Here is a 23,795-nt window from a genome sequence, read left to right on the forward strand (position 1 = left end):
TTTACTTTTTCTTTTATTCCTATCGCATTAATCCGTTCAGCTTTATCTTATACGAATAGTTTTCAAGTATCATTGGTATTTTTCATAAAAAGTACTTTATTCACAGATAACAGGAACATTGGTATAAATTAGGAAAAAAAAATTAAGAAGAGGAATTAGCATTAGATTCGTTTTATTTCTTCAAACAGACGATTTGAAGCGGCACTAAGTTCTTCGGCAGCAGCGGTCATCTCTTCGAGCGTTGAAGCCATTTCTTCAGTTGACGAGGAGAGTTCTTCGGCAGTACTGGAACTTTCTTCGATCACGCCATTTATGTTTTCTACATTAGTCACAATTTGTGTAATTTGACCATCTTGAGTATTGACATTTACGATGGTGTCACGAATTCCAACATCCGTTTCATTGATCACAGTAAAAAGAGCGTCGAGTTGCAATTTTGTTTGATCAATGGCTTTGAATCCTTGTTTAGTAGATTCGACCGTTAAATCCGTAGCGCTCACTGCATCTTGCACTTCCTTCTGAATCATATTGATTAAATCATTGATTTGATCTGCTGCTTGCTTGGAATCTTCGGCAAGTTTTCGCACTTGTTCTGCTACAACAGCAAAACCTTTTCCAGCATCTCCCGCACGAGCCGCTTCAATTGCTGCATTAAGTGCAAGTAAATTGGTTTCTGTGGCAATCCCAGAGATCACATCTACAATTTTATTAATTTCTTTACTTTTTTGAGATAAAGAACCCATTGTATCAGAGACTCGTTCGGCACCGTTGTTAATTTCTTGAATTCGGAGTAATAAATCATCAGTCAAAGCTTTTCCTTTCTGTGCCATCCCTTGTCCTTCCTTTGATTTCACAGCAATTTCTCCGGTTCTATTCACAATATTATCACTTAAACTTTTGATTTGAGTCACAGCATCAGAAATCTGCATGACCTGCTGACTTTGACTTTGAGCCCCACGGGCGACTTCCTGGGATCCCCCTGTCACTTCTTGAACCGAAATATTGATTTGATTTGAAGATTCAGAGATTTGCTCGGCCATGGAATTCACTTCACTTGCTATTGTTTCCACATTTTCGATTAGACCTCTAATAGTAGTCATATCAACAAAAGTAGTCAGATTTCCAATATGCACTCCATTAGAAGTATAAAGAGATTTAACAAATGTATTCACAATGATTTTTTTATTCTTGGCATTTGTGAGTTCATATTCAAAATCGGAAAATCCACCATCCCGATTGAATATCTGAACAGCTTCGTCACAACGTTTCGGATCTACAAAAAACACATCAGGATTACGACCTAATATATCTTTTTCTTGGAATCCAGTTAATTCGAGGAATGATTTTCCAACCATTGTGATTGTTAAATTTTCATCCATAACCACTAAGGGAGATGAAGAAGAATCGACGATGCTTTTATTCATATCCATAAGAATTTTCGTTTTACTGACCATATCTTGTATATTGGAAGTCAATCCCATAATCTCATCATCATTTGATTTAGCATTAACTTCAATATTATAGTTACCATCTGCAACAACTTTAGCTTGTTTTTGTAATTCTTCAATGGGATTTGTAATGGAACGACTTAAATAGATTCCAATTATTGCAATGGCAACTATAAAACCTAAACTAATCAATACTGATTGTAATATACTGCTATTAATCATCTGCGTAATAGTTTCTTCCCGACTTAGAGCATCAATCACAAAATCCCAGTCATCCAATTGAGAATATGCAACTGTAGATACGCTTACTGTTGAAGAAACGGTTTTTATGCCTGCATTTATCCTTGATGACGTTCCAAAAATAGCAAGAAAATCATCGTTTTGTTTTTCGCCAGCGGGTAAAATATCAGCTAAATTTTCACCAATTAATTCTTCAAGGTTGTGAGAGACAATTAAACCATCCAAATCAGTAATAATTATTTCTATTCCATCGGCAGCCATATCCCCATTAACTATATCTCCCAAAATGGAAAAATCCAAGCCAGCTTTAATCATACCACCAAAGGACCCATTTGCCAAAGTTATGGAATAAACAAAATTCATCAAGAATAAAGATCCATCTAATTCAAAATCGATTGTTGAACCACCCGCAGTTTCTGCTGCAGTCCACCAACCTTCATCAACTTGTTGAAAATCTCCAGGAATCCCTCCTGCACAAGCATAGACATAACCTCGAGCATCGGTAACAAAAATATCAAGGAGTTCATTAGATTCTACAAAAAAATCCAGATATGCAGAAAAAGCAGGGTCTATATCATTGGTAAGGTCCAACGTCTTTTCAGTTTTAATTGTATTTTCGGATTCAGCAACATCATTATCAAAACTTCCACCTTCATAAGCATCCCATAGAGTATCAACAGATACGCCTCCTGCTGTCGCCGCAGATGATTTTGTCGAAGGATTATTTACGAGTTCCTCAATAGCATCTTCAGCTTCCGATAGGAAGGTATTAATGTAAATTCCCACAGAATCACGTTGAGCCGTCAAAGCCTTATTATTTTCACTCCGAATATTAGATGTGGTCTGAATAGTGGAGATGATGCTGAGTGAAGCCATAGGAACTATAGCTATTGCAAGAATAATTACCAGCAATTTAATTTTTAATTTCATTTTTTATACTTCCATCATTAATTTTTTTAAAAATTATATTCATTTTAGTAAATATCAACAACAAGATTAATACTAAATTATCAGAAAACTTAGAAAATTGATCTAGAAAATTTCTTCAAATTGAGGGTATAAAAGGAATTGGAAAATTTCCAAGAGATAAATAACATTTATACGAAAATCATGGACAGATAATATTTTTGGATGGTAATAAATGCAGTATTGTTTGAATCGAAAAAAAAAATTTAGATTCAATAAAATAATGCCATCTTTCTTAATGGTTCAACGCTAGATCGTGTTGGTAAAAATTTGGGTATTGAATATAAGCGATAAAACAATTCAGAAAATGAAATTTTTTTTTTTGATTTAATTTTCAATTAATTTCTCTTTACTTACTTTTTATTTTTTTCCCACAGTATTAAACTGAGGAAAAATTCTCAATTTCATGGCAAAAATTTTAGCGATTTATGGATCAAAATATGGTTCAACTAAGGAAATTGTGGAAACATTAGCAAAAGAATTAGAAAATCTCAAATTGATAACGCCTGCAGAATTTGTTAGAGAAGATAAAGATTATGAATGCGTTCTTATTGCTTCAGGAATTTACGCTGAAGAAATCCACCCTGAAATTGTAAATTTTGTGGATAAAAATGAACGATGGTTGAAGCAAAAAAAAATAATTCTTCTAGGTGTATGTTTAGCGGGGCAACGAGGGATAAGTTATTTGGATAAACTTAAGAAAAAATTGGGATCGTGCATCATTTGGGTAGGAATGGCTAAGGGAAGATTGATTCTTAATCGTTTAGGGGAAGAAGATTTTACAATGATGAAAATATTTGCAAACAAGGTGAAAATGCCATTTATTGATCGAGATTTCATAGATCCTGAAGAATTATTAGATATTTCCAGCCAAATTAACACAATTATGAAAGTTTAAAAATTTTTTTTTCATTCAAGAAATGATATCTTGGTAAGCAAATACTTTTTTTGTATCTATAAAATATTTCAAATTTGAAGACATTGAAAGGAAATTGTCGGCTCAAAGGTAATTTTGAGTAAATTTATTGCCTAAATCAGGACAAATATTATTTTCAGCAAGAGCGAATTATTTAAAAGAATTTGGGGATATTCTATTGGAATCCTTCTAAAAATTAAAAAAATGACCCATCTCAAAAAAAATGGCTTTTTGACCATTTTAGAGCACTTTAATGTATATCATTTGCTTGATATTTATAGAGATTATTGAATTCTGATCCTAAAAAATAATATTTTTTATGATAATTCTTTAGAATTTTTGTCAAAATATGCCTTTTAGTTAGAGTCTTTCTTTTCAAAGAATATAATACGGGGAAAAAAAAAATGCCTAAACAAAGAGTACCGACGCGAAAAGTATCAATTGACCTTCCGATGGATTTATGGGAACGATATCAAGAGCTTGGAGGATCATACGGAATGAAAATCAAAGAATTCGTTCTTGGAGCCTTTGAAGCGGCGGATTTTTTAGATAAATTCTTGTCTGAAACTTTAAATGAAGATCAGCTTCGTAATATTAGCCCACTTCTACGATCCAACTTGGAAAAATATGAAACCTTATATTGTGGAAAAACGCGTTCCAGAAATTTGGATCAACCCCACAAAATCTACTTTGATAAACGTAATGAATTACACCAGGATTCTACCTTAGCAATTCGAACTCACGATATAGTGAAAGAATTCAATAAGCAGGATCAATTTTCATTGGATCTTCTAAATGATAAAAGCCGAAAGTATAATAAGGTCATTGAAGAACTCATTATCCGATAAAAAGAAGAAAAGTTAAAAAAAGATTAGTCTTTAGGTTAGTTTTTAAATGTTTTTTTATGAACACGCGCCCGTAACACTTCATCATATATGTTTTCCAGGAATGATATGTAATTTTCTTTTGATAAATCATCGAGATCAAATTCATTAAGACTCCGATCTCTGAAACGACCCACTTTCACTTTCTCTTTCGACAAAAACACAAGATTATCTGTCATTTCATTTTCACCAACTTACTTAATCCAACTCACCCTTAAAAACATTGGTACCAATATCTTTTTGTTTAATATTCTTTAGCGTAATTTTTGTTAATTGGCAATTTTGTATTTTTTATGATCAAAAATAAACATATTTATTAAAGAGCCCCCTTTTTGATGGAAGAACCAATTACTACAAAAAACAAAGGTAAATTATCAAATAATTTTTATTCTATTACCACTACAAAAACTTATGGCCCATATATTCTACGCTGATAAACGAAATTTACGGTCTGATCAGCAACAAGGAGTGAACAAGGGAAATTTTCGGAAAAAGGAAGAAAACCAAAGTTGGGGATCTAGTATGAAAGGTATTTTTCGGTTTATTGCTTGGATCGGTCGCTATCGGATTTATCGCCCAAATAAGTTTTTGCCTTTATCTAATTTAAATGCGTGGGGACATCTAATAGGCAAGTTTCTTTTTGGGTCTTCTCGTTCGGTTCAAAAAAAAGCAAGAGCCAGCCTTAAAGCACTGTATCCTTCAATTTCAGAAAAAAAACTGACGAAATGGGTTGATGCCTTTGCAAAATATATGGGAATGCTATTTATCGATATCGGGTTTCGGTTACCTCTTACCAGCGATTTACCAATATCAACTTACTATGATTATGAAAATATCGAAAAACTTGATGAAGCACTCGCCTTAGGTAAAGGTGTGATTATTCCAACTTTACATATTGGACAACACCTTCATGTTCCTTCCATGTTATTTCAACATCCTAAGCACTACACAGTTACGAGTGTAATCTCAATCGCAAATATGACTATGTATGAAAATGGGAATCGAAAGGAATTCGATAACTTGTATTGTTATGCAAGTACAAAATTTTCTAAAATATCTCCTTATTTGAAGCGTCATTTAGAATCCAACCATATTTTATTAATGTATCACGATTATTCGACCAAAGGTCAATTAAAAGTGCCATTTATCCAGGGAAAATTTCCTTTTCTAATCAATGCCCCCCAAAGTTATATTAAACTTCACAGATTGACAGGTGCAATTATACTCCCCGCTATAGCAGTCCCCGATCAAACATTTGGCAAATCTCGTTTGATTTTTCTGGATAATTCTTCCATTATGAAAATATCGAAAGATTATCAAAATTCGACAACTCAAGAATTCCATGGAAGATTGTCCACGGAAATAAATAGGGTTTTATACCCCTTCGCTAGGAAATATGCTCATGTTTGGGAAGAATTAATGAGATTACCTACTCGGAGATGTAAAGACGAGTTGCGTTTCGAAAGCAATTCAACAATTGCAAATATAATTGAAAAATCGAAGCAAAAAATGATCTCTATCCTTGAAGATAGTTTTGAACCTGAACGAAATGATAAAGAAATTAAAAAAGTAATCCTAAAATTTTTCAATAAAATTGAATCTGATTTAAGTGATCCACAGAAAAACTTTCGAAATCATAAAACCAAGATCGATCTTAGTATTAGGGATTCATTATCAGAAATGTGTAAAATTTGTCAAGTATTGAACAATGAGCTTTCAAAATTAACAGAATTAAAAGCAGCTACTTCTTTTTCAGAGTTAGAAATAAAATTGAGTAATATTTATTTTCTTAAAGATCCTGAGGAAATACCGTTGCAATTCATTGATGATTTTGAAGAAGCCTATAATCTGTGTGTTAGTCAGCAGAATTTTATATCGGAGTGGAAATCCAAAATATGGAGAGTTATGAAGCGGTATATTTTGGAAAATAGAGTAACACTTCAGATGGAAGCATATAGGACGAATATAATCAACAATATTAAGATTTTGCACAATTGTATCAGTAAAAACACGATGATATCAGAAGATGAACTTTATTTATCACTGAAAGACCAAACCAAGACCGGAAATGCAGTGCAAGTATAAATTCATTTTTAAAAAATTTTTTTTTAATTTTGAAGAATTCTGTCGCAATTAACTAAGAGTTGATCATCACGAAAATTAGGGTGAGAATATTCATTAATCGGTTTTCATTTTATTTATTGTAGCAAAATTACAAGTGGTTTTAGAAAAATGTCCATTGAACGCGAAAACGATTTAACAGAGAAATCTGAAGAACAATCCAATGTTGACAAATCTTCAGATCAGGATACGAATGAAGAAAATTCTATTCCAGATGAGGTTCTTGAAAAACGTATTTTTTTCTACGGTTTTGGAATTACAGCAGCCCTTTGGCTATACATAATAATTTGGGGAGGATCAGCATTATACTTCATCCTTCCTGCGATTTTTATGACACTTGTTGTAGGCTTTCTTTTCATTCGATTTCAAAAGCGCAAAGCGAGTCAAAAATGGGTGGAATATTCATTTAGCGAATATAAAGAATCCCAAAAAAAGAAACGCCCTGAAGTCTAATTTCATGGGGTTTTGAAGCCTTAGTATATTTTTTTTCTAAAGTTTTTAAATTCTATTATCGGAGAACTGCAAACTTATAGGGTTCGGAAATGAGCATTTAAATTCCATAGGTTTATATATCTTAAGTTTATGAAGATGAATGAGGGAGATTGCATGAAACTTAAAGAGCTTATTCTTCTAGGAGTCATTTTAACTGTTATTGTTGGTTTGCTATTTTGGTACAATCCTATTGCTGGGGGATTTTTGGGTTTTTATCTTCTGTTTTTTTTGGGATTCCAATTATTATCTAAACGAAAAACACCTCAAATTCACTCACAAACATTATTTACCAATCAATAACACATTTTTTTTTTATTTCTATAAAATTCCAAAACTTATTTTTCCATACATTTTTTTTCTACATTTTTGTCATTATGTAGAAATGTAAGAAAAAGAAGTCAAAATTGCACTATTTTGAATTTTCGAATTAGTATAAACTACTTATACTCTATTTCCCATAAATAGTTAAGAGCAAAGAAAAATTATCTCGAAGATATTGTTAATATTTTGTTTTTAGATGATAAGATAAAATAATAGAGATTTTTGCAAAAAATTTTTTAAATTATTTCTATTACAAACGGTTCTATCTTGAGGAAAAACTCCAGTACTTCAAGAGCTTATTATAAAATTTATAAGACATTTTTCAATGTCTTCAACCATTTTAAGATTGGAATGATTCGTATTATTTTTTATTATTTTGTATCCCAGATCAATCAATTTTTTTTTTGATCCTTTAGATGAGACGAAAGTGTCAAAATCAAAATAATACGATTTCCTATTTTTTACCCAAAAAGAATACTTCTTAGGGTAGAATAAGATTCGATCCTATAAAGTATTCCGAATTCCTTCAATAATTCTTCTAATCATCGATTCCAAAGGTATAAGTAATTAGAACACTTTATTATTATTAGCCAGCAAGGAAACCTACGTTTGTCAGGTATCATTTGATCTGAAAGGGACTCGCCATCCCGCAACCCCTGGTGTTTTATCGGGGGTTGCATCTTGGCAAGTCCCGGACGGAACAAATTACATAGATCAAACACGAACAATATGGTGGCTCATATTGAAAACATATGGTGGCACATATGGTGGCAAGGACCCTGGCAAGGGCCTGTCAAACGTAGGAAAATCCTTTCGGTAAACACGAAAAGTGATAGCAATGACTGAAACAATTGGAAACTACCACAAAAAGAAACACCTTGGCGCAACCTTCGTCCATGACCCATCAACCGGATCAGATCATATCCCGATGGATTCGATTGATGGGCATGTGACACCTTCTGACACCTGTGAATCAAAACGACAATACAAAAAGAAGGATCGTTCACGACAAATTGGAAAAGTTGAAATTGATAGAATCGATTGCACCGATTGCGGATCTGAAGAACTTATTCAAGATGATGTGACAGGAGATTTAATTTGCACAAGTTGTGGTATGGTCGTAGAATCACATATGTTTTTCACAGATAAATCTGCTATCAGTTTTACCAATTATGATGATGAAATAATTAAAAAAAACTCAGTATCTGCCAAACGCAAAGATCCTATTAGTGAAAAATTATTCCAAAAGCTAAAAAAAGCAGAAAAATGGACTCACACATGGGCAGACATTCATCAAATTATTATGAAGAAAGAAATTAATAGATATATTTACCAATTAGAATTACCTGAATACATTGGAGAAAGTGCTGGAAATCTGTACGCGAAAATTTATCGCAAAAATGCAATTCAAGGAAGAGGAATAAAAGCAATGGTCGCTGCCACGGTGTATACCACTTGTAGACAACACCAAATTCCGGTGTTCTTCCAAGATATTGAGAAAGTTAGCAAACAAGAACATTCAACCATCCGAAAATGCTTTACTTATATCATGGATAATTTCCAAATTACACTTCCTGTTTTAAGTGCGAGACAATTTATTCCGCAATTGGTAGCTAAACTCCAATTTTCGGATTTATTGGAAAAAGTGGCCACAAAAGTCTTAACTCGATTAGAATCAAGCCAAATTGGAGATTCAATTAATAATCCAAAACATTTGGCATCCATATCCATCTTTTTTGCCTACAACATTATGAAAAGGGCAAATAAGCTGAATGTGAGTATCACCCAAAAAGATTTTTCCAATAAAGTCGGCATGAGTGAAACAACTCTCCGAAAATACAAAAGAATATTCCAACAAGCAATCACAGTAAGATAATTACAATTTTATTTTGTTTTTTCCCAATTTTTATTCAGATTTTGTTATACAATAAAATTTCAGCTGATTTTACATTTTTACAGATAATTCTTCCCAATTCATGAAATCATCGATAAATGTTAATATTGGGAGAATAATAAAATATTTTTTAAATTTTCAAGATGAGTAAATAGCATACTTATCACCAAGATGATCAAAGATTAATTAGGATATTTCAATGACCGCAAAATCTAATCCCGTAAAAAATTCTCGAATATCTTTTAGTCAAAAAAAATTGGATGAGGAACTCCAAAAGACATACCATTTACAAATGAAATGGATTCAGGAAGAATCTAACATTCAGTTAAATCATATAATCGATCAATTCACCCAAAAATCTGCTAAGAGGATTGAAAATCTTTCGATTAACTTGCTTCCCTATTTTAAAGAACAATTAAACTCAGATAATGCCCAAATTCGGGAATTAGCGGCCCGTGGTTTAGAAGAAATCAAAAAAAATTCCCCTCATTTAGTTTGAAAGTTGTTTTTACCAAAAATAAAAAAAGAAGATTATTTTAAACACCAGATACTCGTTTTAAAAACTCAAAAAGCAGGGTAAGTTTTTCAGAAAGTGAAACCAACTGTTCACCAAGATAATTGAAATGTTCTTCATTATTTTCAGTGATTTTTAGTAATTTAAAAAGAAATTTATTCATAGTGTCTTGATCAGTCTGAATTTTCAATATTTCATCCCGTTTGGCAAAGTTATTCAAAACTTCCATCACAGCTTCGTGGTTTGAGATCAGAGTATCCTGCTTAGCTGAAGCATTTATACTTGGCTTAAGACTTTCTTCTAAGGGATTTTTGATCTGTGAAACCATAATTTCTGCAAGATTGATTAGATTTTCCTGAGTTGCAGTATTTCCAATGAGATCTTGGACCGTACCTAATTTTGTTTGATTGACGAGTATTTTTTGTTTCATGTCTTCCGATAAACCCAGAAGATCATTATGTTGCCGCTCAAAGTAGTGTTTAAAACTATTTAGAGATTCTTCTTTAGCAAGCCTGTTTAAAGGCATCTTGATTTGATCCAAATACCGATCCCAGGCACCTTCCGATACATTCTCATAGATTGAATTTAAGGATGTGGTTGTGAATTCTGAAAATTTGTCAAATACCTTTGAATATTGTTCAAAATCTTCCCGGTTGGCTTTTGTTGTATCTTGTACAAGAGTCTGAATCGCAAATAATTCTTTCAAGTCCGCACGAACTTCAGCTTTCATTTTATCTAGAGAATCTTCCTTGGCGGTTAAGAGCAAGGCTTCTTCAATGATTTCAGGCAAACGTTCTTTCACAAGTAAATCGATCGATCTTTGAAAACTGGAAAATTCTTCGTGATTGGGTAAATTTGAAACGACTTTGCGAGTGTCTTGAGCCACCGACATCAAATTAGTGTGATTTTCATGTGTTTTTCCAATATTTGCAAGAATTTGATTAATGGAAATAGCAAAATCATGAGATATTGAATCCAAAACTTGTTTTTGTGCTAAAGGTTCGGTACACGAACGAACCACAGGTAATATAGCATTTTTTATTTCACCTAGAAATTCTTTATACCATTCGGGAGAAGTATTCTTTTTAATCTCAACCATGGTACTCTCTAAAGCAACTTTTCCATTCAGATTGTTAAGTGTTTTTTCGATATTTGTTGTATTTTCTAAGGACCGACTGGAAAATTGACTTAAATCTTGCTTTCCTTGATTTACTTGAGCATATAAATCTTTTGTGACGAATTGTACTAATTCAGGAACTTTTTGTGTACTTTTATTCAGATTTCCAAGTTCTTCTTGGGTTTTTGATAGGAGTTGAAAATGTTGTAGATGTTCCTTCTCAAGTTTACCAATTTCCCCCATAATTTCGGTTTTAATAGTAGGAAAACTTTTTTCATAGAGTAGTCGAAATTCATTTAAATTTTGATTTTTAGCAACAGTATTGAGTTGTGTATTAACTTGATTTAGTTTTTCACTCTGTTTAATCAGTAATTCTTTGTTAGCAGAAGAAACGGTGAAATTTTCCTTAGAAGCGCTTAAAACTTGTTTTGTATCTTGTTCCAAGCGGTTAGGTATAATTGTATCGGTATTTTGCCGTATTTTTTCAATTATTCCTTGGTTAGGCAGTTTTGCGACATCTTGACTAATTCTCAAGGTTTTTTCGGAGAGATCTTTTACTTCTTTTTGGGTAGCTAAGGGAGAAATCAATTTTTGAACTTCGGGAATCAAAGTTTTGACAATTGGAGTCGGATCTTGTTTTTGGATAGTCTTTTCCAATTGTTTCAAACTGCTTTCCAGACTTAATTGAGCCACTTGGGAGGATAATTGAGCTAAAGTTTTTTGAATGCTAACAACTTGGGCATCTTTGGGTGCTGTTTCAACATATTTAGCCAAATTTTTCTGTAATTTGTTGATTTCAGGGAGAGCGTTAATCAAATCCAAATCTTTTCGGAGTTTTTCTAAATCAACTGCTTTACTAGTTTTCGATATCTCTGATTGGAGAACACCTAGGCCTTCTCGGATCGAATTAATACTTTTTTCTTTTCCTAAAGCTGCTGTTGTCTGTAATATGGATGTATCAATATACTTCCCCAACTTAGAATTATTTTCTGAAATAGATTTTGTAACTTGAGAAACTAAGGGAGTGAAAAACGCAGGTGATTCGACTTTTCGAATATGATCTTCCATTCTTTGATTCGATTTGAGTAAAGTATTCTTTTCCAAGGAAACAAGCCGTTGATCAACATTTTGAATCATTTGTGGAATCGGAGAATTTTCAATTTTATTTGAAAGAAGTGCAGTATTTTTGTTAAGCTCCTTTCCAAATTCGATTTGTAGTTCACGCACCATATTTGGAACTGGAGATTCATTAATCTTTTGTTCAATTTGACCGACTTTTCGTGTAATATCTGTCCCAATCTGTTTCTGTAAAGATTCTAACATAGTAGGAAGTGGAGAAGATTCTATCTTCCGATAAATAGATTCCAGTTTTTGGACAAGCGATTCATACAAATTTTTTTGAAGATTTTTAACAAGATCTGCTGAGGCTAAGATTTTTTGGCCAGCTAATAATTCTGTGGTACTTAATTCCATTTTATTATGGAGTTTATCAGAGATATCGAGAAGCATCTTATTAAATTCTGCAATAAATTTCGCAAATTGCTCCTTACCTAACAAACTTTGTAAGGGAGCCAAAGAATTTAAAATGGTTTTTGTATCGTTTTCTAAAGTTTTAAGAATTTTCTTTGAACTTTGTTCTATTTCAGATGAATTTAAGTGAGATACATTGGAAGCAAACTTTTGAAGATGGGTTTGAAAATCATCAAAACCTTCACCAACAGTCTTAATTAAATCTCCAAGCACTTCAGTCTGGTTTTTATTCGCATTTTCAACCCCTTTGGAAAATTTGGATATTTCCAGCTTTACATTCTCCAAAACCAGTTTGTTTTCTTTATGGGCGAGGTTTAAATCGTCAAGCTCATCATTAAATTTCTCTTGAGTTTTTAAATATGCTTTTTGTTTTGGGAGTTCTCTAATAATTTCCTCCTTTAATTGTTCCATAATCTTGACTATTTCTGCGGAATCACTTTTTACCCGCCCATTTTCCATCATAATCTACTCCACAATCTGCATTACACTTTTAGAAGAGTTCATATATGTAACTCTTTCTTAAGTATGAAATACCAAATTGATTATATAATCAGTTCGTGTTAGGAAGTTTTTCAGAAGATTTGTGAAGAATCGATGGTTTTTGACTTCCAAATATTAAAAAATTAGATTTTTTTCAATAAAATTTTGCATTTTTTTTAACCATTTAAATATTAATGGCAAAAATGCACTCCTAATACTATAGAAACTATTTTCTTTTGTTCAAATCAAAAAAAATAATCTCGAAGGTAAGCTGACCAATGCAAATCGGAGAAATGGAAATATCGGCGTTACAAGAAATTGGAAATATTGGAGCATCGCACGCAACCACAGCATTGTCAGACATGTTAGATTCGATTGTATTGCCTACCCCGACTAGACCACCTGTGATAACAATGGCTCAAATTCCAGAGATCATTGCTCAGAGAGGAAAAGTCGTAACTATTTATGAGGAAGTATTAGGCACGGTAGAAGCAGGAATTTTAATGGTGATTCCGTATTTCTTTACCAACGTAGTAGTAGATAATGTTCTAGGGATGCCGATAGAACGAGAAGATCCAAATACCATTTCAAAACTCGGAGAAATGGATGAAAGTGCCATGACAGAAATTGGTAGCATTCTCAATGGGCATTACGTCACCAGTATCAGTGATTTTATTTCAGTCTCCATGGTATGCACCCCCCCCAAAATTGGATTTGGCACATTTCAAAATGTTAATCTACGCTCAAAAATTCAATACGCCCTGGTTATTCATAATGAACTAAAAATGGAAGGCGTGGATGCCATCTTGGGTGATTTCTTTTTCTTGCCCGACAAGGCCGCCATCGATTATATGATGAAAGCTTTGGGATTGGATATGATGTTAGCAATGTAATTAATAAAAAAAAGAATATTATTTTTTTAAAGTCTGTAACAATTCAAAATAGAGATGTTTGTATAAGGCAAGATCGTGCTGTGATTTTTCAAGTTTTGCCTGTAAGGTCTCGATTTCTTCTTTTAACTGAGAAACTTCGTCATTTTTTTCCATTATTTTTTGAAAAGTGGTATTCGACATACCAGACCCAAAGGTTTTTTGCAAAATTTTTTGCACATCACGTTGGGGCATGCCAGCTTCCAATAATTTTTTCGCGAGATTAACTTTAGCTTCACTGGATTTTGGCATTAAACCATCACTTTCCTTTATGTTGAGTCAAATTTTGTTGATGAAATCGAGAATTAATTGCATCATTCGAGTTTGTATTTTCTTCTGACATTTTAATTCGTTTACTTTCAACATCCTCCAAAATTTTCCTATGCTCAAAAATTAAAGAATTAAATGATGGTTCTAAAATTTCATTAAGGGATACTTTTTCCCGACAATTAGGACAGAAGAGATACTCTTGTTCCTGCAAAATTTCGATTTCTTTGGCAGTAAATTCTAACATTTCCTTACAAATGGGACACATGTATTCAGCTTTTTCCTTAGGAAAGGAGCTTCCTTTCTGAGGAATACTTGTATTTTGGTCTTGAATCGAATTATAATAAAACTCATTTTGCTCTTGTCTTAGTTTTTCTTGTTGATATTTTAGTTCTTCTTGTTTTAGATCCAATTCTTCTTGCTTTACCTTCAATTTATTTTGTCGGAGAAGACTTCTGTTAATTTTTTTATTGTGCCTTATTTTATCATAGTTTTCTAACCAAAGATTCATTTCTCCAGAAATCGGCTTGAAAAAACCTTCTGAATAAATTTTAATATTAAAATATTGAATTTGGAAAATAACACCAGATAAACTTAATACTATAACTCCAAAAATGATCGATAAGACTTGTAAAAATTCCCAACCTTGCATATTTAATAAGATTGAAAAAAATATAAGACCAAAAGAGATTATAAAGTCAGAAATCAGAAAGTATTTCCCATCATTCCATCCAATTTTTATAAAGAGAAAAGCAGATTGAAGGAGAACGAAAATCAGAAAAGAGATTAGATGCAAAATGAATTGATTGGGATAAATCATTGTGTTGAAGATTATAACGGGCCATATAATTAATCGAATACCATGAATTAAATCAAATAGAGGAGATTCAATTTTCTGTGCTTGCTTTTGTTTCTTTTGTAGTTGAGCACTCATAAATGGATTGATTAAGTAAATTTCAATGATAATTAGAACTATTCCGATTGGTGGAAATATAATAGAAAAAGCGATATTTAAAACAACACTGGATAGAAAAATCAAGAGGCTATAGTCTTTTTTACCATTCTTGAAGTAATCTTTGAGAGAATTCGGATGTGTTGGTATGAACAAGATAATTAGAGTAAAAATGGTAATTAATCCAACTGGAATGTAAGCAAAAGGAAGAATCCCCCAATTGAAGCGATTTAATCCCAAAAAGGTGATATAAAGAAATGACATACTTGCTAAAATAGAGATAGCAAGGGAAGAAAGCCAGGATCCATTGAATAGATAGTGAATATAATTTTTCATATTAATTTCAGCGGTTCCGATTTCTATATTTTGATCGCCTTTCTTACTGGTTTTGTTATCTAAGCTAGAGTCTTCAATAAATGCGGTCTTTGGGAGTGGAATAGAAAATAATTTTGAGATAGATTTAGAATTTTGACTTTTCACAAATCGTTTTTCTTCTTTAATCAATGATTCTTCAATTTTTCGCAATTCTTGATATTTTTGATAATCAGCCCGATCATAACCTGAAAATAAAGTGTAAGGAGGTTTAACAGTACGATCAGACCTCAAGGGAATTTCTTTTTCAGATTTCGATGTTGCATACATCCGCATTGCTTTCTTCTCTAATCTTTTAAGTTTACGATCAAAACGGGAATTAGTGATAACTGCGGGAATTTCGCTTATGATACAACCAATCTGAAGTGTTATCAAAAAGACAAGGCAGATAATCTGAATATAAAACACTTCAGAGAATTGTTTGAAAAAAGCAGAATAGTTAACATATCTTCCATAGGCTGGGTTATGCATAGCAGGAATTTGCAATCCAAAAATTCCAATAAATGTAAATATACATAATTCGATTATGAAATCTAATAAAATAGCTTTTATGAAATGAAAATCCTGAATTAACAACAAAAAAAAAATTATTGAACTTAAAATCAAAATAGTTGACGCTCCATCCTCAAAAATGGTATAACTTTGATCATTAAAGTAATAAACAACACATCCTATCAAAATAGCAGGTGTTAGAATAGAATAAGGTTTATAAATCTGTTTCAATTTAGAAATGAAGGCGTTTTGATCTTCATCATCCATTTTAGCACGAATTCGTTTCTGTGAAGAATAATAAATACCAGTTAAAATTCCGATGAAAATAGAATAGATCATTTCAGGAATAGTTAATCGAAAAACGATGTAGTCTATCAAAAAATGTCTATTTCCAAATTCTGGAATAAAGAAACCAACAATATAGAACAAAGTTATCATAAAAAAACTTGTAATGGAAGAATTATCGATTTTCAAAATGAGATAAGGAAGCACAAACACCCCCCACCATAATGCCCATATAATTCGGGTAGAAATACCGCTTTTAAATAATTGCGAATAAATTTGACCTTCAGCGGAGGTAATACTATAAGTAAGCGTAGTCCCAATTCCAACTAATAATGATTGAAGCATGAATTTTTTTTGTGTCTTTTGAGTCATTTAATTTCACTCCTATGATGGAATAATAGATAACATTGCTATTTAATTGTTATTATTTGCTATCTTTCTTGAAAAAAAAATATACAAATAAGTCATTAACTAAGCAATAATAATTTGATGTGGAAAATTGAAATGGACTTTATAGATTAATTGTCTATTCATTGCAAATACAGATAAAAAGTGAAGATATTAAAATATTGATGCTCAAGTCAAGACAAAATTTCTTACAATTAATCAGAATCTTGAATATTGGATTCCCAAATCGGTTTGAAATTCATCATTTTTTCCATGGAACATTTGGGACATTGAAAGAGATCCGCCGAGGTCTCATAGTACATCGTGGATCGTAAAAAACGCATTTTGGTTCCACATTCACGACATATTTCATGATCTGCTTTCTGATTCTGCACATTAGACTCATTCTCCATAATTGGTGTGGTCATGGGAACAAGTTCATGAGTATCATCAATCACAAAAAAACTATAAGTTGCTGAAGGATTAAGATTCAATTCTAGAGGTACTTCAACGAGCTGACGTTTTTTTTCCAAACCTTGCACTTCAAACGAAAGTTCTTTAACCTGTCCCTTAAACTTTTGATGGAGAGATTGAATAATTTCCATAGGATAAGGTATTTCCTTGGAAAAATAATTGTGGATGAGAAAGTCACGAATTTCTTGCCCTTTGATTAAAACTGAGTGGCATTGATCACAAAGAGAAAAATCAATACTTTTCTCGAGGGTCTGACATGAAGAACAATAACTAAATTGAGACACATCGATTAAATCTAAGACTTCCACCATGTTCTTTTTTATTTCTTGAAAATTTTCTTGTAACTCATTCAATTTAGAAACGGAGGAAATGATTTTTGGGAGATCTTCTTCTCCAAAATCAGTAATTTTATTCAATGAAGAATTAGTCTGGAAGATGGAGGCTTTTATTAGCAAGATTAAATGATTTATATGAGATTCTGCTTGAGAATACGATACATTTTTAGGTTTATTGGAAGTATCTACTTGAGTAAAAATAGGAAATGACGCAGAAATTTGACCTACAATTTGAATAATTTGAGCAACCCAATGATCAATCAAATTTTTCGGTGAAGTTTTTTGCTCAGACATAGAAATTTGACTCTCGGGAAAATCTTCAATGGAATTTATCTGAGTATTTTTTTGGGGTGCCATAGCCTATCACAGGATAATTTAAAAAAAAGAAAAAAATGGGGGAATTTCAACCAAATTCATCCCATCATTAAATTCTTTGGTGAATTCTGACGAATTCACAGCATTTTGGTAATAGTTTGGGGACTAAATATAATATTGTGGTTTTCGTTTGTTTATTTCGATTATTTTTTGTAATCGAACCAATTTTTTAAATTCACGTATTTCTTCTTCCAATAAACTTTCTACGACAAAGTCATCAAGTTCTTCAATTTCATCCCAATGTGAGGATTCATCGTAGCACGTGAGATCATTAGAATTTTGATTATTCTCCTTGCGCAACAGAAGACACATCCTAATAGCTCAATCAATGATTTTGTGAATTCTCATGATTTAACTGCTAAATATGATTGAAGAATTTTTTTACTTATGGGAGATTATTAAGAATAATTCCAAGAAATATTTTCTATCAATTCACCAAAAAGTCAAAAGAAGAGATTACGGATTACAACAACGGAAAACACATTTTCAACGGGCAAAATTTGTAAAAAGAAAATTTAATTCAGAATTTATCAATGTTTTTCCTCAAGGTTAAATTATTTTCTTACATAAAAGGTTGAACGGGTTCCGTAGAGTGTTTTGATAACAAAAATTGCAAAAAGAATAAAAAAACTTTAATGTAGATGACTTTTAATAAAATATGAGAAATTTGGTTGAAATCTATGAATTTTCCGATGATGGTGCTTGGTGTTGGTTTCAAGATCCCAGAGCAATCTTTATTAGAGGCATTTTTACCAAAACCTATGCTCAATGGATGACTCGAAAGGGAAAATTGCAATGTGGATCTTTCAACCATGAAACTAAAGAGATTAAAACTTTCACTTTAAAAAAAAACTGGGATAGAGACGATCATAATGTTGGATCGTTTCTGATTCTTCCTGATAATCGAATTATGGCCTTCTATGCCCGTCATGACAAACCGGGATTATATTCGCGTACTACCGTGAATCCAGAAGATATTTCTCTATGGGAGGAGGAAGTAACTGTCTGCAAACAACGAAAGGTAACCTATTCTCATCCGGTTTATCTTCATTCGGAAAAATTATTTTTTGTATTCTGGCGAGGAGAATCCTGGAAACCCACCTATAGCACCTCAAAGGATGGGAAAATGTGGAATTCCCCACAAGTTTTAATCCAAGACGAAGGAAGAAGTAAAAGATCTATTCGTCCATATACCAAAATATATTCAAATGGAAAGCGAATAATTCATCTTATTTTTACTGACGGGCATCCCCGAAATGAATCACAGAATTCTATTTATTATTTACAATATAAAAACGGTAAATTTCGCAAATTGAATGGAGATGTGATGGAAGTGACCGCAAACAACCCTATCCCCCACAGTAATTGTGACAAATTGTACGATGGATCTTTAACCAACGTACGTGCATGGATATGGGATATAATGACTGATGATAAGGATCACCCTTATGTATTATATACCCGATTACCATCTAAAACCGATCACCGATATCATTTTACCCGTTGGGATGGACATCAATGGTTAGACCAAGAATTGGTGAAAGCAGGTAGATGGTTCCCTCAAAGTTTTATCTCCAAATTTGAACTAGAACCTCATTATTCTGGGGGAATGGTGTTTAATCAACAAAATCCAAACATAATTTATCTCTCCCGACAAATTAAATCTAATTTTGAGATTGAGAAATGGGAAACGAAAAATTTAGGACACACTTGGATTTCGACCCAACTTACAGCAGATTCAAAAAATATGAATGTTAGACCAGTTTTTCCGCGAGGTTATGATCAAAATACCGATCATATCCTGTGGATGCATGGAAAATACCGGTACTTCAAATTCTTTTACAATACCAAAATTAATTTACTGAAAGGTTGAGAATTCAAGATAAAAAATTTTTGCAAAAAATTATACGAAAACATGCGTAATTTAAAACAAATAGGACATCACGTCATTAACAAATTTCACTTCCGATTCTAACCAAGCCGGATATTCTATGGGATGTGTTCCGATCATTTTCTTATTTCGCAAATACACAAATCGAAATGCTTCAATGATGATATTTTTTGCATAAGGGATGTAAGTTTCCACTTTGGCTTTAATACGTTCAGTTAAGGCGATTAAGAGAGAATTCAATACAGAAAATTCAATTTGACTTTTAGATTGTAAGAAAACCCGATTACGCTTTTCATCATAATAGAAATCTTCAGAATTATCCATTTCTACCGAACGAAGAATGTAAGAGATTTGGGTGAGAATTTCTTGACTCAAAGCAGATTCGATGTAGTTTTCTAAATCATCAAAAATTTGAGAATATACTTCGAGTAAAATATTGCGCTGATTCTGGATATCATCCACAGCTAACACACGCTGAATGGTTCGGATAAAATTTTTTTTTTGAACCGGTTTAACCAGATAGTCTTTCGCCCCATTATGCAATGCATTAATTACGGTCTCTTGTTCATCCAAGGCACTTAACATTACGATTTTCGCAGCGGGATCTTTCTTAATAATCGCTTCGATTGCATCTAATCCGTTCATTTCAGGCATAACAACATCGCAGATCATCAAATCTGGTTTTAATTCAAAATATTTTGCAATAGCTTCCTTTCCATTAGCAGCTTCCCCGACGACATCATATTCAAATTCTTTTAATAAGTTTCTAACCAATTGACGCATAAATAAGGCATCATCGACAATTAAGATTTTCGCAGCCATTCATATCACCTTAGATTTTTTTCATATCCTTACCGATTTTTTTAACAATGAGAACCCCATTATCACAATTGAAGAGGATGGTTCTGCCCTTATCACCCAAGCAATCTTCGGCTTTGAGGGGAATTTTATGTTCTTCTAGCATTGCTTTTACCGCTTCAACATTTCGTTTGCCAACATCAAAACGAGAGAAATTAAACATTTGAGCCCCTCCAGCAATTTTTGCAATGATTCGCGTTTTTTTGGCCCCCGCTTTTTCCATATAATCAATCAATAGTGGTACTGCGGTGTTAGCAAATTTCCCTGGATTAAATTTCTTGTGATTTCGAATCGCATTACTGTCAGGCAACATGATGTGACTTAACCCTCCAATTTTAGTTATGGGATCCCATAAAGCAATTCCAACACATGAACCAAGTCCAACAGTTATTAACAATGTATCTGCTTTGCCAAGACTCATTTCAGAAATACCAATGGTGATTCGATTCGATTTTTGAGTTTGAACTGTTGTTGTAGACATTTTTTCCATCCCCGTTTAGAGCCCCATTTCTGATAACATACTTGTAATTGATTCTGGAATTGGTAATATCAAAATATATCCTTCAATTTTCTTTTTCTCCACAATGATATCAGTGTTCAAAATTAAGGCAGTATCAACTTTTTCTTCCAATTCGATTTGGATAAAATCAATGACAGATCCAAGCATATCATAAGCCAAACTTGGAGGGCTAGGAATCATATGCAGCCCGGTAAATTCCGATAGAGCGGTCAAATAATGACTTCCTAAAATATTCGCAATTTCCATCAATGCAGATTCATCCATCTGGCCTAAAGGCTCATTCGTTTCTAATTCCTCTTCAGGACGTTCTTGAAACAATAATTGATCGGATAATCTCAATGCGCTGGATTTCTTAAACACCAGCATCATATACATTGATACATCTCCTTCAACACCCAAATAGATGGCAATGGTCAACTGATCAGAACCCCCAAGTTTTTCTGAGAGAAATTCAGTAGGAACAACATCTACCCGAGGCACTGAGATATCAACCCGTTTATCGATCATGGTGGAAAGGGCCGTTGCCGCATTTCCAGCTCCAATGTTTCCAATTTCTTGAATTAAGCTTCTTTGCATCTCATCTAAATCTTCGAAAGTTGTGTCCCGTTTTGTTGTAATGTTATCATATTGTGCATCCGGCAAGACTAATTTTCCTAAGGGAACTTCTTTTGGAGTTTCCAGAGTGATTTGAGGAGTATCAGTCTTTTTCCGAACGATCACACGTTTTACTTTTCTTTTCTTTGGTTGAACATCCACTTTTGAGTCAGTAGTATTGATTTTTAGTGCTTCAACATTTGAAGAAACAGCAACTTTTGGTGATAAATCCATGGAAATTTTTGGTTGCTCTGATTTTGAATTAAAATTGATATTTAATGTGGAATCTTGACTTTGACGAATTTTTTCGATTATTTCCATTTGGCGTTCCTTAAAGGTATCATCAATTTTAGTTGATTTACTATTTGTTTGAGTAGTGAGCTTTGCCTGGAGGGTCGAGAGAATATCATCTTTCTGTAAATCTTTCATTTTGAGAATTTCTGCTCGTATCTTTTCCCGCTCTTCATTTAACATCGTGGCTTTTCTTTCAACAATGCGCTTTATAATCGATTCTTCCTTTTGTTTGGCGACTAAATTAAGTACTTTGGCAATATCAAGTAACAGAATAAAATCAGAATCTCCATGAGCCTTATTAGCAGAAAAACTTGATTCTTCAAAATTTTGACCTGTTTCGTTAAGTCCCAATCCCACCAAATAATTGGCATCAATATTATTGACAAGATAACGAGGTCTTGGCTCAATATTATGGGAAGAGAGAAGCATTACTTCTGAAACGGAATCAACCACCAAGCCAGAGATTTCATCACCAAACTCAACGATTAATACCCTCCCATCCTCTTTATATTCTGTCACATCAAAACTCAAACGTTTCCGAAGGTTTACAACAGGAATGATTTGACCTCTGAGGTTGATGACGCCCATAATATAATCTGGACAATTTGGAACTCGTGTAATATCATCCAATCGGATGATATCCCGAATCTGATAAACATCGATTCCAAAATTTATATTCTCAATCTGAAATCGGACTATTGGAATTTCCGCCATCATTATTTGCGAATCTTTTATTGACATTTTTATTCGACCTATTTATTTAATTTTTCTTTCTTTGTTCTTTCTTATTCAATTTCCTAATAAACGTTATAATATGTTGTGGAATATCATAGAGGGGAGCCACCATATCGGCGTACGGAGCAGCCATCTTGGGCATACCAAATACAACGGAGGTAGATTCATCTTCGGTAATGACATACCCTCCCACATTCTTGATCAGATTGGATCCTCTTGATCCATCGCGACCCATTCCAGTTAAGACTACTCCCACAATATTGTTTGGGAAAATAGCCGCTGCTGATTCAAATAAATAATCTGCATTGGGTCTGACCCCGAGCATTTTTTCGCGTTCATCTAATTGAATACGAAAAAGGGGAAACTTACTTTTGGGATCTTTGACTATTGTCATATGAAAATCTCCAGGGGCAACATAAACATGGCCATTTTGTATAATTTCATCCTGACGGGCTTCAGAAACGGGTAAAATTGATAATGAATTTAACCTATCTGCAAATGATTTTGTAAAACCTGATTGCATGTGTTGAACGACTAAGATAGGACAGTCAATATTAATAGGTAGATTTGGAATCACTTCTACCAAAGCTCGAGGCCCCCCTGTAGAAGAGGCAATAACTAAGATTTTCTCAATAAATTGATTGGTACTCCTATTGGAGGATGAAGGTTGAAATGATATAGGACCACGAGAAATAGCTTGAATCTTACGTATTTTTGCTTGTACTGCTGATCTTAATTTGTTTAATATCTCCACTCGAATAGAGTTTAAATCTAACGAAATTTCACCGCTTGGCTTGGGAACAAAATCAATCGCACCTAATTCAATAGCTTTAAATGTTGATTGTGCTTCTTTCTGACTGTAGGCACTCAGCATTATGACAGGTCGGGGATATTTGTTCATGATATTATACAATGCTTCCAATCCATTCATAATGGGCATTTCAATATCGAGCGTTACTACATCAGGATTATAGATACGCACTTTGTCAAGCGCTTCATTTCCATTACGTGCTGTTGCAATCACTTTAAACTGAGGATCTGAATTTATTAAATCCGAGATTATTTTCCTCATAAATACCGAATCATCAACAACCAACACGTTATACATTTTC

General features: G+C 33.1%; 21 protein-coding genes. 10 read left to right on the forward strand and 11 right to left on the reverse strand.

All coding sequences use genetic code 11. From position 1 onward, the window contains the following. Positions 1 to 161: 161 nt before the first annotated feature. Positions 162 to 2,618, reverse strand: coding sequence for a methyl-accepting chemotaxis protein (locus tag NEF87_RS04760; protein ID WP_457918882.1), 2,457 nt, complete (start codon positions 2,616 to 2,618; stop codon positions 162 to 164). 442 nt (positions 2,619 to 3,060) lie between these two features. Between NEF87_RS04760 and NEF87_RS04765 the strand changes: the two genes are divergently transcribed. Further along, entirely contained in the window at positions 3,061 to 3,552 is a 492-nt protein-coding gene (locus NEF87_RS04765; RefSeq protein ID WP_457918883.1) for a flavodoxin domain-containing protein, read from the forward strand. Between the two features lie 422 nt (positions 3,553 to 3,974). Beyond that, positions 3,975 to 4,418, forward strand: a complete 444-nt coding sequence (locus NEF87_RS04770) for a hypothetical protein (RefSeq protein ID WP_371805262.1) — start codon at positions 3,975 to 3,977, stop codon at positions 4,416 to 4,418. A gap of 35 nt (positions 4,419 to 4,453) precedes the next feature. On the opposite strand, the gene NEF87_RS04775 is transcribed toward NEF87_RS04770, so the two are convergent. Beyond that, positions 4,454 to 4,633 (reverse strand): hypothetical protein, encoded by a 180-nt coding sequence (locus NEF87_RS04775; protein WP_371805263.1) that lies wholly within the window; start codon positions 4,631 to 4,633, stop codon positions 4,454 to 4,456. Between the two features lie 232 nt (positions 4,634 to 4,865). Between NEF87_RS04775 and NEF87_RS04780 the strand changes: the two genes are divergently transcribed. The 6 genes from NEF87_RS04780 (at position 4,866) to NEF87_RS04805 (ending at position 9,781) form a co-directional block, all read left to right on the forward strand. Further along, the gene (locus NEF87_RS04780) at positions 4,866 to 6,539 is read left to right on the forward strand and encodes an LpxL/LpxP family acyltransferase (RefSeq protein WP_457918884.1); all 1,674 of its coding nucleotides are present in this window, start codon (positions 4,866 to 4,868) and stop codon (positions 6,537 to 6,539) included. 147 nt (positions 6,540 to 6,686) lie between these two features. After that, positions 6,687 to 7,028: a hypothetical protein gene (locus NEF87_RS04785; RefSeq protein ID WP_457918885.1), complete on the forward strand. Its 342-nt coding sequence runs from the start codon at positions 6,687 to 6,689 to the stop codon at positions 7,026 to 7,028. 153 nt (positions 7,029 to 7,181) lie between these two features. After that, positions 7,182 to 7,367, forward strand: coding sequence for a hypothetical protein (locus NEF87_RS04790; protein WP_457918886.1), 186 nt, complete (start codon positions 7,182 to 7,184; stop codon positions 7,365 to 7,367). 702 nt (positions 7,368 to 8,069) lie between these two features. After that, positions 8,070 to 8,234 (forward strand): hypothetical protein, encoded by a 165-nt coding sequence (locus NEF87_RS04795; RefSeq protein WP_371805267.1) that lies wholly within the window; start codon positions 8,070 to 8,072, stop codon positions 8,232 to 8,234. After that, on the forward strand, positions 8,227 to 9,264 hold the full coding sequence (locus NEF87_RS04800; RefSeq protein WP_457918887.1) for a TFIIB-type zinc ribbon-containing protein: 1,038 nt from the start codon (positions 8,227 to 8,229) through the stop codon (positions 9,262 to 9,264). Before NEF87_RS04795 ends, NEF87_RS04800 begins: the two co-directional genes overlap by 8 nt. A 217-nt stretch (positions 9,265 to 9,481) precedes the next feature. Next, the gene (locus NEF87_RS04805; protein WP_457918888.1) at positions 9,482 to 9,781 is read left to right on the forward strand and encodes a hypothetical protein; all 300 of its coding nucleotides are present in this window, start codon (positions 9,482 to 9,484) and stop codon (positions 9,779 to 9,781) included. Positions 9,782 to 9,818: 37 nt separating this feature from the next. Here the strand turns inward: NEF87_RS04805 and NEF87_RS04810 are convergent, their stop codons facing one another. Next, positions 9,819 to 12,905: a hypothetical protein gene (locus tag NEF87_RS04810; RefSeq protein WP_457918889.1), complete on the reverse strand. Its 3,087-nt coding sequence runs from the start codon at positions 12,903 to 12,905 to the stop codon at positions 9,819 to 9,821. Between the two features lie 296 nt (positions 12,906 to 13,201). On the opposite strand from NEF87_RS04810, the gene NEF87_RS04815 reads away from it, so the two are divergent. After that, entirely contained in the window at positions 13,202 to 13,816 is a 615-nt protein-coding gene (locus NEF87_RS04815; RefSeq protein ID WP_457918890.1) for a chemotaxis protein CheC, read from the forward strand. Positions 13,817 to 13,834: 18 nt separating this feature from the next. On the opposite strand, the gene NEF87_RS04820 is transcribed toward NEF87_RS04815, so the two are convergent. The 4 genes from NEF87_RS04820 to NEF87_RS04835 form a co-directional block, all read right to left on the reverse strand. Continuing rightward, positions 13,835 to 14,104, reverse strand: a complete 270-nt coding sequence (locus NEF87_RS04820; RefSeq protein ID WP_457918891.1) for a hypothetical protein — start codon at positions 14,102 to 14,104, stop codon at positions 13,835 to 13,837. A gap of 7 nt (positions 14,105 to 14,111) precedes the next feature. Further along, positions 14,112 to 16,592: a hypothetical protein gene (locus NEF87_RS04825; RefSeq protein ID WP_457918892.1), complete on the reverse strand. Its 2,481-nt coding sequence runs from the start codon at positions 16,590 to 16,592 to the stop codon at positions 14,112 to 14,114. A 230-nt stretch (positions 16,593 to 16,822) separates the two neighbouring features. Further along, positions 16,823 to 17,773: a hypothetical protein gene (locus tag NEF87_RS04830; protein WP_457918893.1), complete on the reverse strand. Its 951-nt coding sequence runs from the start codon at positions 17,771 to 17,773 to the stop codon at positions 16,823 to 16,825. Positions 17,774 to 17,896: 123 nt separating this feature from the next. After that, positions 17,897 to 18,103 carry a hypothetical protein gene (locus NEF87_RS04835; protein ID WP_371805273.1) on the reverse strand — a complete coding sequence of 69 codons (207 nt, stop codon included), beginning with the start codon at positions 18,101 to 18,103 and terminating at the stop codon, positions 17,897 to 17,899. A gap of 355 nt (positions 18,104 to 18,458) precedes the next feature. On the opposite strand from NEF87_RS04835, the gene NEF87_RS04840 reads away from it, so the two are divergent. Beyond that, a complete protein-coding gene (locus NEF87_RS04840; RefSeq protein ID WP_457918894.1) occupies positions 18,459 to 19,664 on the forward strand; it encodes a BNR-4 repeat-containing protein in 1,206 nt (401 codons plus the stop codon). A 51-nt stretch (positions 19,665 to 19,715) separates the two neighbouring features. Here NEF87_RS04840 and NEF87_RS04845 read toward each other — a convergent pair whose 3' ends face one another. From NEF87_RS04845 to NEF87_RS04860, 4 genes are read right to left on the reverse strand one after another with little or no spacing between them, the layout of a single operon-like run. Beyond that, the gene (locus tag NEF87_RS04845) at positions 19,716 to 20,504 is read right to left on the reverse strand and encodes a response regulator (RefSeq protein WP_371805275.1); all 789 of its coding nucleotides are present in this window, start codon (positions 20,502 to 20,504) and stop codon (positions 19,716 to 19,718) included. Between the two features lie 10 nt (positions 20,505 to 20,514). Further along, entirely contained in the window at positions 20,515 to 21,021 is a 507-nt protein-coding gene (locus tag NEF87_RS04850) for a chemotaxis protein CheD (RefSeq protein ID WP_371805276.1), read from the reverse strand. Positions 21,022 to 21,036: 15 nt separating this feature from the next. Next, positions 21,037 to 22,689 carry a chemotaxis protein CheW gene (locus NEF87_RS04855; RefSeq protein WP_371805277.1) on the reverse strand — a complete coding sequence of 551 codons (1,653 nt, stop codon included), beginning with the start codon at positions 22,687 to 22,689 and terminating at the stop codon, positions 21,037 to 21,039. Positions 22,690 to 22,708: 19 nt separating this feature from the next. Continuing rightward, on the reverse strand, positions 22,709 to 23,791 hold the full coding sequence (locus NEF87_RS04860; RefSeq protein ID WP_371805278.1) for a protein-glutamate methylesterase/protein-glutamine glutaminase: 1,083 nt from the start codon (positions 23,789 to 23,791) through the stop codon (positions 22,709 to 22,711). Between the last annotated feature and the right edge of the window lie 4 nt (positions 23,792 to 23,795).

Origin of the sequence: Candidatus Lokiarchaeum ossiferum, from assembly GCA_025839675.1 — an archaeon.
GTDB lineage: Archaea > Asgardarchaeota > Lokiarchaeia > Sigyniarchaeales > Promethearchaeaceae > Lokiarchaeum > Lokiarchaeum ossiferum.